The 14,221-nt window shown below is 62.2% G+C and carries 16 protein-coding genes; 8 read left to right on the forward strand and 8 right to left on the reverse strand.

From position 1 onward, the window contains the following. Positions 1–16 precede the first annotated feature (16 nt). Genes L6D74_RS28065 through L6D74_RS28080 form a run of 4 tightly spaced genes read right to left on the reverse strand, consistent with a single transcriptional unit; the run spans position 17 to position 3,582 of the window. Positions 17–769 (reverse strand): N-formylglutamate amidohydrolase, encoded by a 753-nt coding sequence (locus L6D74_RS28065; RefSeq protein ID WP_064595283.1) that lies wholly within the window; start codon positions 767–769, stop codon positions 17–19. Then, the gene (locus L6D74_RS28070) at positions 753–2,084 is read right to left on the reverse strand and encodes a type I glutamate--ammonia ligase (protein WP_236191362.1); all 1,332 of its coding nucleotides are present in this window, start codon (positions 2,082–2,084) and stop codon (positions 753–755) included. Before L6D74_RS28070 ends, L6D74_RS28065 begins: the two co-directional genes overlap by 17 nt. Beyond that, a complete protein-coding gene (locus tag L6D74_RS28075; protein WP_064595287.1) occupies positions 2,081–2,725 on the reverse strand; it encodes a cysteine hydrolase family protein in 645 nt (214 codons plus the stop codon). The genes L6D74_RS28070 and L6D74_RS28075 overlap by 4 nt, the downstream gene beginning before the upstream one ends. A gap of 2 nt (positions 2,726–2,727) precedes the next feature. Continuing rightward, a complete protein-coding gene (locus L6D74_RS28080; RefSeq protein ID WP_007956246.1) occupies positions 2,728–3,582 on the reverse strand; it encodes a MurR/RpiR family transcriptional regulator in 855 nt (284 codons plus the stop codon). Positions 3,583–3,902: 320 nt separating this feature from the next. On the opposite strand from L6D74_RS28080, the gene L6D74_RS28085 reads away from it, so the two are divergent. After that, positions 3,903–4,475, forward strand: a complete 573-nt coding sequence (locus L6D74_RS28085) for a histidine phosphatase family protein (RefSeq protein WP_236191363.1) — start codon at positions 3,903–3,905, stop codon at positions 4,473–4,475. Further along, complete coding sequence (gene cobF / locus L6D74_RS28090; RefSeq protein WP_236191365.1) at positions 4,472–5,227, forward strand: precorrin-6A synthase (deacetylating); 756 nt, start codon at positions 4,472–4,474, stop codon at positions 5,225–5,227. Before L6D74_RS28085 ends, cobF begins: the two co-directional genes overlap by 4 nt. Here cobF and ftrA read toward each other — a convergent pair. Continuing rightward, positions 5,196–6,185, reverse strand: a complete 990-nt coding sequence (gene ftrA / locus L6D74_RS28095) for a transcriptional regulator FtrA (RefSeq protein WP_236191366.1) — start codon at positions 6,183–6,185, stop codon at positions 5,196–5,198. The two genes, cobF and ftrA, sit on opposite strands and share 32 nt — an antisense overlap. Positions 6,186–6,285: 100 nt before the next feature. Here ftrA and L6D74_RS28100 point away from each other — a divergent pair, with 100 nt between their 5' ends. From L6D74_RS28100 to L6D74_RS28115, 4 genes are all read left to right on the forward strand, one after another. Beyond that, on the forward strand, positions 6,286–6,720 hold the full coding sequence (locus tag L6D74_RS28100; RefSeq protein ID WP_236191367.1) for a rhodanese-like domain-containing protein: 435 nt from the start codon (positions 6,286–6,288) through the stop codon (positions 6,718–6,720). A 254-nt stretch (positions 6,721–6,974) separates the two neighbouring features. Then, the gene (locus L6D74_RS28105; protein ID WP_085613532.1) at positions 6,975–7,754 is read left to right on the forward strand and encodes an ABC transporter substrate-binding protein; all 780 of its coding nucleotides are present in this window, start codon (positions 6,975–6,977) and stop codon (positions 7,752–7,754) included. 129 nt (positions 7,755–7,883) lie between these two features. After that, positions 7,884–8,996 (forward strand): succinylglutamate desuccinylase/aspartoacylase family protein, encoded by a 1,113-nt coding sequence (locus L6D74_RS28110; protein WP_236191368.1) that lies wholly within the window; start codon positions 7,884–7,886, stop codon positions 8,994–8,996. 66 nt (positions 8,997–9,062) lie between these two features. Continuing rightward, positions 9,063–9,779: an alpha/beta hydrolase gene (locus L6D74_RS28115; RefSeq protein ID WP_236191369.1), complete on the forward strand. Its 717-nt coding sequence runs from the start codon at positions 9,063–9,065 to the stop codon at positions 9,777–9,779. Positions 9,780–9,782: 3 nt separating this feature from the next. On the opposite strand, the gene L6D74_RS28120 is transcribed toward L6D74_RS28115, so the two are convergent. Further along, positions 9,783–10,349 (reverse strand): DcrB/PsbP domain-containing protein, encoded by a 567-nt coding sequence (locus tag L6D74_RS28120; RefSeq protein WP_221399352.1) that lies wholly within the window; start codon positions 10,347–10,349, stop codon positions 9,783–9,785. 87 nt (positions 10,350–10,436) lie between these two features. Further along, complete coding sequence (locus L6D74_RS28125) at positions 10,437–11,210, reverse strand: hypothetical protein (RefSeq protein WP_236191370.1); 774 nt, start codon at positions 11,208–11,210, stop codon at positions 10,437–10,439. 147 nt (positions 11,211–11,357) lie between these two features. Between L6D74_RS28125 and L6D74_RS28130 the strand changes: the two genes are divergently transcribed. Together L6D74_RS28130 and L6D74_RS28135 are read left to right on the forward strand one after the other, a co-directional pair. Continuing rightward, positions 11,358–11,897, forward strand: a complete 540-nt coding sequence (locus L6D74_RS28130; RefSeq protein WP_064595315.1) for a chalcone isomerase family protein — start codon at positions 11,358–11,360, stop codon at positions 11,895–11,897. 76 nt (positions 11,898–11,973) lie between these two features. Beyond that, complete coding sequence (locus L6D74_RS28135) at positions 11,974–13,293, forward strand: Nramp family divalent metal transporter (RefSeq protein WP_064595317.1); 1,320 nt, start codon at positions 11,974–11,976, stop codon at positions 13,291–13,293. Here the strand turns inward: L6D74_RS28135 and L6D74_RS28140 are convergent. Beyond that, complete coding sequence (locus tag L6D74_RS28140) at positions 13,290–14,183, reverse strand: LysR family transcriptional regulator (RefSeq protein WP_064595319.1); 894 nt, start codon at positions 14,181–14,183, stop codon at positions 13,290–13,292. The two genes, L6D74_RS28135 and L6D74_RS28140, sit on opposite strands and share 4 nt — an antisense overlap. Positions 14,184–14,221 lie beyond the last annotated feature (38 nt).

Raw genomic sequence — 14,221 nt, forward strand, 5'->3', positions numbered from 1 at the left:
GTGGTTACAACATTTTTTACAGCAGTGGTGCCAGATAATTCGCCCAGCGAGAAACCGCTTCCGGGCTGCGCAGAAGGTCGTTGCGCACTTCGATCAACACCGAATCGAGGCCCCGGGCATCGCCATGCACCGGCACGGTCATGTCGCCCAGCGGGTCGATCCTGTACGGCTGGTTGCCGGCGACTTTCAGCGGATGTCGCTCCAGACCGTCGAGCATCCGTTGGGCATAGGCCCTGGCCTGACCGAACAGCACGCCGACTTCCAGCTCCCGCGGCTGGCCGTAATACACCGGGGTGAAACTGTGAATCCCTACCACCCGCACCGGTCGACCTTCGGCCAGACGTGCATCAATCAGTTGTTGCAGGCGCGTGTGAAACGGCTTGAACAGGCACTGGCGACGGTATTCGCGGGTGGCCTCGTCGAGCTCGCGGTTGCCCGGCACCTGGTAGATCTCGCTCTGCGCCGGGATGCTGTCGGGCGCATGCCGGGGGCGATTGAGGTCGATCAGCAGGCGCGAATAGTTGGCGCTCAACAGCGTGGCCCCCAATTGCTCCGACAGTTGCTCGGCCAGCGCCAGGGCGCCGATGTCCCAGGCAATGTGTTCGCGCGCCGCCGTATCAGCCAGGCCCAGATTGTTCAGGGCCTCGGGGATGTAGCGGCTGGCGTGTTCGCACACCAGAATCAGCGGGTGCGTCGAATCTTCACGGCTCAGGTTGTAGACCGGTCGGGTGTACAACCCAAGCTCAACGGATTCAGTACAGGCGTGCATAGTGCTCACAAAGATCAGCGGGCGAGAGCTGTTCCGTCAGCGCCAGTTCCTCGGTTTTAAGGGCGAAAAAAGTATCGAGCAACGCGCTTGGCAGCGCTTCGACCAGCGCTTCACTGCGACGCAGGCAATCCAGTGCCTGGGCCAGGGAGGCGGGCAGGGCAACGATGCCCCGGGCCTTGCGTTGTTCGTCGTTGAGTGAATCGGGGATTTCATCGGTGATCGCGTTCAGCGCCAGACGCTGCTCGATGCCCAGGCGTCCGGCGATCAGCAGCGCAGCCATTGCCAGATGCGGTGAGGCGGTGGCGTCCATGGCGCGGAATTCCAGGTTGTATTGCTTCGCCACAGGTTTGTCGCCCAGGCTCACGGTCGGGCAGATGCGCAGCGCCGCTTCGCGATTCTGCTGGCCGAGGCAGGCGTAGGACGCGCTCCAGTGGTGCGGCTGCAAGCGTTCATAGGACACCGGCGTCGGTGCAGTGAACGCGCACAGTGCCGGCAAGTAATGCAGCACGCCCGCCGCCCAGTGCTGGCCGAGGGTCGACAGGCCATTGCTGGTGCCGGCGTCGTAGAACATCGGCTGACCGGCCAGATCGAGCAGGCTGACGTGCAGGTGCACGCCATTGCACACCGCGTCGGCAGCGGTCTTCGGCGCAAAGCTCAGATCCAGGCCCATCTGCCGGGCGATTTCGCGGGTGATCTCGCGCACGTTGACCGCGCGATCGGCTGCCGCCACGCCGAGGGTCGGGCGGCAGGTGATTTCGTATTGGTGCTTGCCGTATTCGGGCAGGAACATTTCCGGCTCGACGCCACCGGCGCGCAACGCGCTGAGCAGCCAGCCGCCGAATTCGGCGCCCTGGCGCTGGGCTTCGAGCGAGAACGCCAGATGTTCGGCAAACCCGGCGTGCAGGTTGAATTCGTGTTCGAACGCGGCGTTGACCTGCAAGCCGAGCTCATCGCGGTAGCGCTCGACCTCGTTGCGCATCAGGGTGCGCGGGCAGGCCGCCCATGGCCGGCCATCGGTCTCGCGGATGTCGCCATGAATGAAATCCAGCGCCGGCGCTGCGGCGTCCGGGCCGTTGCCGACGGTGACGCGGCTGGCCAGATCGGGAATCAGCCGCAGATCGCCGTAGGCGCCCCACGGACTGGTCGAGGCAATGATGTCCTGCGGCGTCAACGCGCTGTTGGCCGGCACCCAGCCACAACCGGCGGCCTGATAGTGCTCCAGCTCATCGGTGGGAAACGAGCGGCCACGGGTGACGCCGATCAGGTCGGTGGTGACGATGGTGGTCATCGGCAACGGCGACAGGCGTTCGCTCATGGCTGCATCTCCTGCAACCGGCCAAGCACGGTGTCGGTGTCGGTGATCCAGCAGTAGCCCTTGATCGCGTTCAGGCAGGCGTCGTGGCGTGCTTCGGTCCAGGTTGCGCAGGCGTCCGCCACCAGTGTGACGAGGTAGCCACGGTCGGCGGCATCGCGCACGGCCATGTCCACGCACTGGTCGGTGACGATGCCGGCGATGATCAGGTGACGGGTTTCCAGATTGCGCAGCACGTAGTCGATGTTGGTCGAGTTAAAGACCCCGGACGAAGTCTTCGGCAGCACGATTTCGTTTTCTGCCGGGGTCAGTTCAGCGATGACCTGTGCCTGCGGGCTGCCCTTGGGCAGGTGCATGTCCGACAGCTTGTGATCCAGCGAGCGGTCGCGGCCGTCGGCGGTCAGGCTTTCGATCAGGGTGTGCAGCACGTTCTGTCGAGCGTCGCGGAAGGCCTTGAGCAGGCGGACTTGATTGGGCACCACTTGCGAGCGCGTGCGGTTGAGGAAGTACGCGGCGTCCGGGCCTTCGAGGTGCGGGTCGAACTGCGGCTCGAGCCAGGCACGCTGCATGTCGACCAGCAACAGGGCGGTGTGGTCGGTGACAAACGGCAGGTCCCGTGGCGAGCGATGGGGAAGGCTGAACATCCTTATTTATCCTCCAGCAAGTGGGTGTCGAAGTCGTTGCGCAGGGCATCGATGCCTTCCAGGCGATCGGCCAGGTCCGGGCAGCGCAAGGTCAGGCAAGCGATCAGTGCTTCAACCTGAGCCAGCGCCGGGACCATGGTGTCGAACGGCGAGGCCGACTCTACCGGGGCGCTGATGATCATGTCGGCCAGTTCGCGCAGCGGCGAGGCATAGATGTCGGTGAACAGCACGACGCGAGCATTGTTGTTTTTCGCGGCGCTGGCCACGCGCAAGGCCTGGGTCTGGTAACGGCGATAGTCGAACACCAGCACCACGTCCTGACGTTGCAGGTCGAACAGGCGGTCCGGCAGTTGCGCGTTGTCTTCCAGTGCAAAGCAACCGGGGCGCAGCAAGCGCAAATGATTGAGCAGGTAAGTCGCCATCAGACTGCTGAAGCGTCCGCCGAAGCAGTACACCTGGTGCCGGGTGTCGAGCAGCCAGTCGGCGAGAATGCGCACATCTTCCGGTTGGGTCAGGGCCTGGGTTTCGGCCAGTAAATTGTGGCTGTGAGCCAGATAGTGACTCCAGGCGTCGTCCTTGTTCTGATGCGAGCGCGGCTGCAACAGGGTACGCGGCGAGCGCAGGCGATGGTCCATGTCGCTGAGCAGGGCGTCCTGGAATTCGGCGTAACCACCGAAGCCGAGTTTTTTCACCAGCCGCACGATGGTCGGATCGCTGACGCCGGCATGTTCGGCCAGGCGCGCCATCGGGCCAAGCCCGTTGCGTGGATACTGATCGAGCAAGGCGCGAACGACTTTGCGCTCCGACGGCGTCAGGTCAAGGCCGGGGTCGGTGATCAGGTCTCTGAGAGGGGGCATCCGGGCTCCTGCTGGATGGGGTGTTGAATTCGCTTCACAATCCGTTAAAACAGTATTTATGTAACTGACGCTACATGTCTAGCGAATTTTTCGCCGTTTAAACCAAGCCCCAAAATGGGGCGGGAAGCCCGTAACGTAAGGGTTACATGGATGTCGATCAGTCTTGTAGTCCATTGCCCATGGTGGTGTCAGACATTGCCGCTTTCATACGCTCGAGTCGCCCAATCGACTTGCCCGAGGCCTCCCGGTTTACGGCACAATTGCCGCTCTATCCGCGATTGCGCCGATGACCGTCCTGTCTTCCAGCCGAGTGATTCCCCGTGCAGACCACCCGTTTGACATTGATCTGCCATGCCAGAACCGTCGCACAAAAATTGGCGTGTTTTCCTACGAACGAACCTGTTGAAGAAACGGCGCTGGCGTCCTGCTCGCTGGCTTCGCGCTTCGACTCAGCTTCGCGCCTGATTTGCGGCCCGGAACTGCGCACTCGCCAGACGGCGTCGTGGTTTGGCCGTGAAGCGCACATTCATCAGGCCCTGCGTGATTGCGATTGGGGACGCTGGCAAGGTCAGTCGATCAAGGATTTGCAACGGAACGAACCCGAGGCCTTGCAAGCCTTGCTTGACGATCCGCACGCCGCCCCCCATGGTGGCGAGTCGGTGGCGCAACTGCGCGAGCGAGTGGCCGCGTGGCTGGTTTCACTGCAAGCCACCCCAGGGCACGTGGTGGCGGTTACCCATCCGTTCGTGATTCGTGCTGCATTGATGCAGGTCGTGCAGGGCGAGGCGTTTCACAGCCTTGATGTCGAGCCGCTGGCGGCGGTTGATCTGCGGTTTACCGGGCGCTGGCGGCTACGCTTGTCCGGCATGAATCTGGAAGGAGCAGAGCAATGAAGCGATTGCTGGTGATCGGCATCGGTGCCGGCAACCCGGACTACATCACGATGCAGGCGGTGAAGGCGCTGAATCGGGTGGACGTGTTTTTCCTGATGGACAAGGGCCAGAGCAAGGACAAGCTGATCGACCTGCGGCGAGAAATCTGCGAACGCTACATCACCGATCGTACGTACCGTTTCGCCGAAGCCCACAGCCCGGAACGCGAGCGCGGCGATGTGGACTACAACGTCAGCGTCGATGATCTGAACCGCGCCAAGCAACAAACCTTCGAGCGGCTGATCAATGACGAATTGTCTGACGGGCAGTGCGGCGGTTTTCTGGTGTGGGGCGATCCTGCGTTGTACGACAGCACGATTCGGATCCTGCAGGCGATTCTGGCCTCGGGGCGATGTGCGTTTGAATTCGAGGTGATTCCCGGCATCACCAGCGTTCAGGCCTTGGCGGCGCAACACAAGGTGCCGTTGAACACCATCGGCCGCTCGATTGAGATCACCACCGGTCGACGCCTGGCAGCGGGGCAGGTGAGTGACACCGACAGCCTGGTGGTGATGCTTGATGCTGAAGATTCCTACCACCAAGTGGCAGATCAGGAGACAGAGATTTACTGGGGCGCCTACCTCGGCACGCCGGACGAAATCCTCATCCATGGCAAGCTCAACGACGTTGCCGATGAGATCGAGCGGGTGCGCAAAGCTGCGCGGGTCGAGCATGGCTGGATCATGGACACCTATCTGTTGCGCAAGCCTTGATCTCACGACCAAAGCGCTCGCGATACACCGACGGCGGCACCCCGACCACGCTGCGAAATGCCACACGGAAGCTTTCCACCGAGCGATAGCCACAGCGCAGGGCGATCTGCTCGGTGTTCTGCGGCGTGCTTTCCAGTAATTCCCGGGCTCGGGCCAGACGTTCGTGTTGCAACCAGGCCTTGGGTGACTGGCCGCTGGCTTCGCTGAATTTGCGCAGGAAGGTGCGTTCGCTCATCGCCGCTTCGCTGGCCAGATCGCGCACCTCCAGCGGTTCGTGCAGGCGCTCGCGGGCCCACTGCATCACACGCGACAGATCGCTGCGCGGGGTCGGGCTGACCGGCGTCGGAATGAATTGCGCCTGACCGCCGGTACGTTGCGGCGACATCACCAGCCGTCGCGCCACCGAGTTGGCGATCTGGGTGCCGAAGTCGCGCGCCACCAGATGCAGGCAGGCGTCGATCCCCGCTGCACTGCCGGCCGAGGTAATCAATTGGCCGGAATCGACGTAAAGCACGTCCGGGTCGACATCGATGGCCGGAAAGCGCTCGGCCAGCTCCGATGTGTAGCGCCAGTGGGTGGTGGCGCCGTGCCCGTCGAGCAGGCCGCTGGCCGCCAGAACAAACACTCCGGAGCAGATCGACAGCAACCGGGCGCCGCGTAAATGGGCATCACGCAATGCTTCGAGCAAGGCTTCCGGCACCGGCGCATTTCGGTCGCGCCAGCCGGGAATGATGATGGTCCGCGCATCCGCCAACAATTCCAGACCTCCGTCCGCCAGCACCTGAATCCCGCCCATCGCGCGCATCGGCCCTTGATCGACCGCCGCAATGCAGTGCGCGTACCACGGGAAATCGAACTCCGGCCGGGCCAGGCCGAAGATCTCCACGGCGATGCCGAATTCGAAGGTGCAGAGGCCGTCGTAGGCCAGGATCGCGACCAATCCAGGTGAATCAGGCATTTGGCGGAAAATTCCCGGTGAGTGTCTTGTGCGCCACTGTAGCGGCCAGCGGCGGCTCGATAAAGTCCGTTCATCCCCACAGACAAAGGAGTGATTCAACATGCCCAGCCTGGTTCGCGAAATTCCTGCAGCGCCTTCGGCCATTGCCCTGATGCATTTCAGCAACCGTCTGACCTTCGAAACCGATTGTTCCGACGTCTTCAGCAGCCAGGAAGCCGGCGAAGTCGACTTTGTGCTGGTGGACGTGCGCGGGCCGCTGGCCTTTGAGCGTGGGCATGTGCCGGGAGCGATCAATATTCCGGGGCGTTTGCTTACAGCGGAAGGGCTGGCGGACTACTCGAAGAACACACTGTTCGTGGTTTATTGCGCCGGCCCTCACTGCAATGGCGCCAACAAGGCCGCGGTGAAGCTGGCGGCGTTGGGCTATTCGGTCAAGGAGATGATCGGTGGAGTGACCGGGTGGCTGGATGAAGGCTTTCAGTTGAGTGTCGCGACACCGCGCGTCACCGCCGCACCGATCGCTTGCGACTGCTGATAGCCAGAGGGTTGCCGCTTCGGCGGCAGCTTTTGTCGGCTTTGTCCTACAACCCTTGCACCGCTCCGGCGCACACTTTTCCCACGTGATGGCACTCGCCGATTTTCTGTAAGTATTTGTCGCTTAAAACCAATTTGCCCCGTGCGCGCCGCCATAGACTGCCGGCCACGTCGGTTTCTTTGTGCTGCACAGCCCAAGGCCGAACCTGACAATCGAAAGCTGCCAATAAAAGCCTCCGCACACGGGAGTAATAAATGAAAAAGCTGGTTATGTTCGGTGCCCTGGCACTGTCGATGTTGTCCCTGACCGCCGTGGCCGAAGACGCCAAGCCGATCCGTATCGGTATCGAAGCCGGTTACCCGCCATTCTCGATGAAAACCCCTGACGGCAAACTGGCCGGTTTCGACGTGGACATCGGCGACGCGCTGTGTGAGCAGATGAAAGTCAAATGCACCTGGGTCGAGCAAGAGTTCGACGGCCTGATCCCGGCGCTGAAAGTGAAGAAGATCGACGCGATCCTGTCCTCGATGACCATCACTGACGACCGCAAGAAAAACGTCGATTTCACCATCAAGTACTACCACACCCCGGCGCGCTTCGTGATGAAGGCCGGTTCCGGCGTGAAAGACCCGCTGGTCGAGCTCAAAGGCAAGAAAGTCGGCGTGTTGCGTGCCAGTACCCACGACCGCTACGCCACCGAAGTGCTGGTGCCGGCCGGTATCGAGCTGGTGCGTTACGGCTCGCAGCAGGAAGCCAACCTGGACATGGTCTCCGGTCGTATCGACGCAATGCTGGCCGACTCGGTCAACCTGAGCGACGGCTTCCTGAAAACCGACGCCGGCAAAGGCTTCGAATTCGTCGGCCCGACCTACGAAGACGCCAAGTACTTCGGCGGCGGCGCCGGTATCGCAGTGCGTAAAGGCGATACCGCGCTGGCGGAGAAATTCAACGCCGCCATCAACGAAATCCGCGCCAACGGCAAGTACAAGCAAGTGCAGGACAAGTACTTCGACTTTGACGTATACGGCCATTAATACGCAGTAAGAAGAAAGTGGCCCCGTTTGCGCGGTGGCCACTTTTTTTTCGCCCGTGATTTATCCTGTCAGCACATTTTCATTGCGGTCATTGCCCCGGCAGCGACCACAGAATTTCCGGAGTTTCCCATGCAACGCATCGATCATCTTCTGCCCTGGAGCCACCTGGGCAGCGAACGTTCCCTGAGCGTGTTCCGTTACGGCGCCGGCCCGCGCAAGGTTTACATCCAGGCCAGCCTGCACGCCGATGAACTACCGGGCATGCGCACCGCATGGGAACTGAAAAAACGCCTGGCCGAGCTGGAAAGCAACGGTCAGTTGCAAGGCGTGATCGAACTGGTGCCGGTGGCCAACCCGATCGGTCTCGATCAGCACCTGCAAGGCAGCCACATGGGGCGTTTCGAGCTGGGCAGCGGCAAGAACTTCAACCGCTCCTTCGTTGAACTCAGTGCGCCGGTGGCCGAGCGGATCGGCGATCAGTTGAGCAGCGATGCCGAAGCCAACATCACGCTGATCCGCCAGACCATGGGTCAGGTACTCGACGAACTGCCGGCCCCGGCATCGCAACTGGAAGCGCTGCACCGACTGTTGCTGCGCCACGCCTGTGAGGCCGACATCACTCTCGATCTGCATTGCGATTTCGACGCGGCGATTCATATTTACGCCTTGCCGCAACACTGGCCGCAGTGGCAATCCCTGGCCGCTCGACTGAAAGCTGGCGTTGCGCTGTTGTGTGAAGATTCCGGTGGCAACTCGTTCGATGAGTCCTGCTCCACACCGTGGCTGCGCCTGGCACGGATGTTCCCGGGCGCGGCGATTCCACCGGCCAACCTCGCCACCACCCTGGAACTGGGCAGTATGGGCGACACCCGCGTCGATCAGGCTCAGGCCAATTGCGAGGCGATCCTCGGCTTCTTGGCCGAGCAGGGCTTCATCAGCGGCGAATGGCCGAAAGCGCCGGACGAATGCTGCGAAGGCATGCCGTTCGAAGGCACCGAGTATCTGTTCGCCCCGCACCATGGCGTGGTGAGTTTCCTGCGCAATGCCGGGGAATGGGTCGAGCGCGGCGATGCGCTGTTTGAAGTGGTCGATCCGCTGAACGACCGCGTGACCACCGTGCGCGCCGGCACCAGCGGCTTGTTGTTCGCCATCGATCGCGGGCGCTACACCCAGCCGGGAATCTGGCAGGCGAAAGTGGCGGGGCGCGAGCCGATTCGGGTGGGCAAGCTGAGCAACGACTGATATCCCGTCCTCCCGATCACAGTGTTAGGCTCTGCCCCGAACCCTGCACTGTGTGAAGGAAGGCTTATGTTGAAGGTGTTTGCGCTGTTGACGCTGCTGGCGTCCACCGCCGTCCAGGCTCAGACCTCGCTGCAAAACGATCTGCCGCTCAACTACCTGGCCCAGGTGCACCCGGACGCCGAACCGCGTCCGCTGGTGATTTTCCTGCATGGCTATGGCAGCAACGAAGCAGACTTGATCGGTATGAAATTTCAACTGCCCCAGCAGTACAACTACCTGTCGGTGCAGGCACCGATGGCGTTGGGAGAAGGGCGTTTCCAGTGGTTTCGCAAGAAAGGCGAAGGTGCCTACAACGGCGAGACCGATGATCTGAAGGCCAGCAGCCAGAAACTGCGGGCCTTTATCGCCGCTGCGGCGCAGAAATATCACGCCCAACCGGAGCAGGTGTACCTGATCGGTTTCAGCCAGGGCGCGATGATGACCTACGAGGTCGGGCTGCGGCAGCCAGCGGCGGTGGGTGGTATTGCGGCGTTGAGCGGGCGGTTGTTGCCGGTGCTCAAGAGCGAGCTGAAGTCAGAGCAACAGCATCCGCCGCTGGACATCTTCATCGGCCACGGCACGGCGGATGACCGTGTGCCTTACAGCGGTGCCACCGAGGCCGATGCGTTGTTGCAGAAGCTGTCGTACAAACCGCAATTTCATGCCTATCCCGGCGTCGGCCACAGCATCAGTGCGGCCGAGCTTCGGGATTTGAACGACTGGTTGCAGCGACTCAATCCCTGAGCATCACTTTTCCTTGAGGATGGTTTTCACCAGCGCCTCGTGACCGCTCTTGTCGCTGGCCCGGGAAATCACCTGGACCAGCGCCATGCGCGTGCCGGAACCGGCCAGCAACGTGGTGTTGAGGGTCTGGCCGCCGCCCTGGGTGGCGGTGCTGTCGACTTGGCGCAGACCGAGGCCGTTGCCTTTCTGGGTCAGGCTCTTTTCGCTGAGCTTGTTGAAGTCCGGCAGGGCTTTGCGCTGGGCGTCGATGAAGTCGGACACCGTGCCGTCGAGGAACGCACTGTCGTTGTCCTTGACGTTGTTGCCTTCGGGAATCTGGTTTTCGGCGGTGATGACCACGGTCTTTGTCGTTTGGTTGGTGTACATCGTGCCCTTGGCACCGGTCGGGCCGGCGGGCAGAGGGTCGGCGACAAAGCCCTTGGGAAGGACAAAACTGAATTTGCCGTCGAGCATCGAGACCTTCTCGGTGACAGCCTTCTCTTTGGCCTTGGCCGCTTGAGCATTGATGGCGCCGAAACCGGCCACCGCCGCCAACAACAGGACGGCGGCTTTCTTGCAAAGCAATGACATTCGAATCTCCGAGGGATGGGTCGCGCTTGGGCGGCGATCATCCCATGGAGGGTGCCTGGCACTCCAGCGCGGTTTGTCCGGTCGGGTTCAGTTCGGCGATGGCGCCGGCGCCGGTTTGGCCAACAGCTGCCGAGTGACGCCGAGCATCGCCACCGAAACGGCCACCGCCACCACGAAACCGCCGAAGCCCAGGTTCGGAACGGTCAGCGCCAACACCAGACAAAACGCCGAAAACGAATACATCCCCGTCGCCGTCGCCCGCAACAACGCAGCGGTAAACGCTGGGCCACGGGTCTGTTGGGAAAACACCGCCATCACGCTGCCGAGCACCGGAAACACGGCGAGCAAACCGCTCCAGCGTTCGCCGACGGTGCTGGCCAGCATGGTCACCACCAGCGTCAGCGCCGCGCCGGCGATCATCCGCCAGACCAGTTTGTCCGATTTCGGCGCCGGACCCCTGGCCACCGGTTGCACCTTGGGAAACAGGTACGGCGCGGAAAGTAGGGCGGTCGCAGCAGCGGCGACCGAGAAGGGTAACGACGCCGGAGTCAGCGACAGAATCAGCGCCAGCACGGCCCAGACCGATAAAGAAACTATCAATGCCAGCGGCCAGTTCGCCCGCTGCGCCACCTGCGCATAAGTGACACAAAACGCGATCATCGCAAACATGGCCGACAGCGCCGCGACCGCCGATTGCGCGGCAAACGCCGGCCCTTGCTCGATGGCGAGGAAAAACAGAATCGGCCCGACCACCACCGGCAACCCCGACAGCCACCCGGCGACGCTGGGGCCCCAACGCTTGCCCGCGAGGGAAATCAGCAGCAGGAAACCGGGAATCAGCAGCAGTTTGAGGATCAGCACGCAGGTGTCTCCGTCGGGTCAATGAGGGCCACGTTAGCATTGTCATTAGCGGATTGCTGCATATGCATGCAATAAATGTATACAAAATCATGGGTGTGATTGCCGACTATGCTCTGAGTATCAGGGTTTACCGGAGTCGATGCCGCGATGAGCAGTACACCGAAGGTGTTGCGTGGATGCTGCGGGATAGGCTTGTGGGCGTTGTTGCTGACCCCCACCTGGGCCAGTTGGCAAGACGTGGTGCCCGGTGCGCAAATCATTGGCACCGGCGATTTCAGCATTTTCGGTTTCGACGTTTACAACGCCCGGTTGTGGAGCGCCGCGCGTCCATTGGCCGATGGTCAGCCCTTCGCCCTGGAGCTGATCTACCGGCGCAGCGTGTCCCGCGAAGATTTGGTCAAAGCCAGCGTCGACGAGATCAAACGCCTGGCAGGCTCCTCCATCAGTTCTGCGCAACTGGCGGTGTGGCAGGCCCAGATGCAGCAATCGTTCGTCGACGTGCAGGCCGGCACGCGGATCACCGGGGTGTATCTGCCGGGGCAGGGCGCGCGGTTCTTTGTTGGCCAACAGTTGCAGCACGAAATCAACGACCCGTTGTTCGCCCAGGCTTTTTTCAACATCTGGCTGGATCCACGCACACGCAATCCCGAACTGCGCCGGCAATTGCTGGGTACTGCCCAACCCTGAACGCAGCACATCGGCGCTTGGGCCTGCCGACTGAAACGTCTAAGCTGCGCCTTTCGACTTGTTTCTGGATGTGTTTGTGAAGTTCAGCTTGCCCAAAATCGCCACGGCGCCGTTCTGCCCGCCGGAAGTGGCCGGAAGTGTCCCGGTCGATCCCAACGCCTCGTTCTTCAAGCGCGTGCTGCGCTTTGCCGGCCCCGGTTTGCTGGTGTCGATCGGCTACATGGATCCGGGCAACTGGGCCACCGCCATCGAGGCCGGTTCGCGTTTCGGTTACAGCTTGCTGTTCGTGGTGTTGCTGGCGAGTCTGGCGGGCATGGTTGTGCAATGCCTGTGCTCGCGGCTGGGCATCGCCACCGGGCGCGATCTGGCGCAGCTTTCCCGCGAACGCTACAGCACTCCGACGGCGCGGCTGCAATGGGTGCTGGCGGAAATCTCGATCATCGCCACTGACCTTGCGGAAGTACTCGGCTGTGCGCTGGCATTTCACCTGTTGCTCGGCTGTTCGCTGACGTTCGGCATCGCCCTGACCGCATTCGATACGTTGCTGGTGTTGGCCCTGCAAAACCGCGGTTTCCGCCGGCTGGAAGCGATCATGCTGGTGCTGGTGGGCACTATCGGCGCGTGTTTCTTCGTTGAATTGCTGTTGATCAAACCGTACTGGCCGGACGTCGCCCAAGGCTTCAAACCCTCACTGTCGGCGATCAGCGATGCCGCGCCGTTGTACTTGGCCATCGGCATCCTTGGCGCCACGGTGATGCCGCACAACCTGTACCTGCACACCTCGATCGTGCAGACACGGCTGATCGGCAAGGATCTGGCCAGCAAGCAGGACGCGGTAAAACTGGCGCGTATCGACACCATCGGTTCGCTGGCGCTGGCGTTGTTGGTCAACGCGGCGATCCTGATTCTCGCGGCGGCCGCCTTTCATCAGTCCGGACACACCGACGTGGTCGACATCCAGGACGCCTATCACTTGCTCGATCCGCTGGTGGGCGGCGCGCTGGCCAGTGTGCTGTTCGGCGTGGCGCTGCTGGCTTCGGGGCAGAGTTCGACCTTCACCGGCACCATCGCCGGGCAAGTGATCATGGAAGGCTATCTGAACCTGCGGATCCCTTGCTGGCAGCGACGTCTGATCACTCGTGGGCTGGCGCTGATCCCGGCGTTCATCGGCGTGTGGCTGATGGGCGACGGCGCGGTGGGCAAGCTGCTGGTGTTGAGCCAGGTGGTGCTGAGCCTGCAATTGCCGTTTGCGCTGTATCCGCTGATTCGCATGACCAACGACAAACGGCTGATGGGGCCGTTTGTGAATCGGTTGCCAACCAAGGTTCTCGCGTGGGGATTGTTTGTGGTGATCAGCGGCGCGAATGCGTGGCTGATTCTGCAGCTAGCGGCCTAGCGGCCAAACGCTTCGACTACAAAATCAATGAACACCCGGGTCTTGGCCGGCAGCAAGGTACGGCTCGGGTAGTACAGCGAAATCGCGCCGGCATCGCATTGCCAGTCGGGCAACAGCCGCACCAGTTCACCGCGTTCGATCTGCGCGCTGACATCCGGCAGCACCAGCATCGTCACGCCCAAGCCCAGCAGCGCAGCCTTGCGCATGGCCATCGGATCATTCAGCACGATGTTCGGGTTGAGCAGGGCGCTGGCCTGTTCGCCGGCCTCGTTGTGCATCTGCCATTGGCGCAGGCGCCCGGTGCGCAGGCCGCGCATGACGATGCCGTGGTGATCGGCGAGATCGGCCGGATGCCGCGGCAGTGTGCGGCCCGCCAGATACGCCGGCGACGCCACCGCCAGCACTTCGGCGGACGACAATGGCCGGGCGACCACGCCGGGCGTCAGTTCGAAGCCGCCACCAATCGCCACGTCGTAGCCCTCGGCGATCAAGTCCACTTGGCGGTTCTCGAAATGCCATTCCGGGCGGATCAGTGGATAGCGCGCCAGAAACTCCGGCAGCAGCGGCAGCATGTGATCGATGCCGAACGTCGGCGGCAGGCTGATCTTGAGCACGCCCGCCGGCTCGCCGCGCTCGGTCGCCACCGTCGCAATCGCTGCCTGCAAGGCGTCGAGGTTGCCGCCGATGCTCGCCAGAAAACCTTCACCGGCCTCAGTCAGCGACAGCTTGCGGGTCGAGCGCTGAAACAGCCGCACGCCGAGGTTGCGCTCAAGGATCGCCACGTTGCGACTGACCGCCGCCGGAGTCAGCGCCAGTAACCGAGCGGCGGCGGAGAAGCTGCCGGTCTCGGCGCTGCGAACGAAGGATTCGAGATTGGCGAGGGTTTCCATGGATTTCGACCTGATAGTGATACTTGAAGATCATTCAA

The organism is Pseudomonas pharyngis, from assembly GCF_021602345.1.
In the GTDB taxonomy this organism is placed as follows: Bacteria; Pseudomonadota; Gammaproteobacteria; order Pseudomonadales; family Pseudomonadaceae; genus Aquipseudomonas; species Aquipseudomonas pharyngis.

Coding starts and splice junctions, on each gene's coding strand:
- L6D74_RS28070 (WP_236191362.1), bottom strand. CDS start 2,084: ATGAGCGAACGCCTGTCGCCGTTGCCGATGACCACCATCGTCACCACC.
- L6D74_RS28110 (WP_236191368.1), top strand. CDS start 7,884: ATGCAACGCATCGATCATCTTCTGCCCTGGAGCCACCTGGGCAGCGAA.
- L6D74_RS28100 (WP_236191367.1), top strand. CDS start 6,286: ATGCCCAGCCTGGTTCGCGAAATTCCTGCAGCGCCTTCGGCCATTGCC.
- L6D74_RS28080 (WP_007956246.1), bottom strand. CDS start 3,582: ATGCCCCCTCTCAGAGACCTGATCACCGACCCCGGCCTTGACCTGACG.
- L6D74_RS28105 (WP_085613532.1), top strand. CDS start 6,975: ATGAAAAAGCTGGTTATGTTCGGTGCCCTGGCACTGTCGATGTTGTCC.
- cobF (WP_236191365.1), top strand. CDS start 4,472: ATGAAGCGATTGCTGGTGATCGGCATCGGTGCCGGCAACCCGGACTAC.
- L6D74_RS28130 (WP_064595315.1), top strand. CDS start 11,358: ATGAGCAGTACACCGAAGGTGTTGCGTGGATGCTGCGGGATAGGCTTG.
- L6D74_RS28075 (WP_064595287.1), bottom strand. CDS start 2,725: ATGTTCAGCCTTCCCCATCGCTCGCCACGGGACCTGCCGTTTGTCACC.
- L6D74_RS28140 (WP_064595319.1), bottom strand. CDS start 14,183: ATGGAAACCCTCGCCAATCTCGAATCCTTCGTTCGCAGCGCCGAGACC.
- L6D74_RS28115 (WP_236191369.1), top strand. CDS start 9,063: ATGTTGAAGGTGTTTGCGCTGTTGACGCTGCTGGCGTCCACCGCCGTC.
- L6D74_RS28065 (WP_064595283.1), bottom strand. CDS start 769: ATGCACGCCTGTACTGAATCCGTTGAGCTTGGGTTGTACACCCGACCG.
- ftrA (WP_236191366.1), bottom strand. CDS start 6,185: ATGCCTGATTCACCTGGATTGGTCGCGATCCTGGCCTACGACGGCCTC.
- L6D74_RS28120 (WP_221399352.1), bottom strand. CDS start 10,349: ATGTCATTGCTTTGCAAGAAAGCCGCCGTCCTGTTGTTGGCGGCGGTG.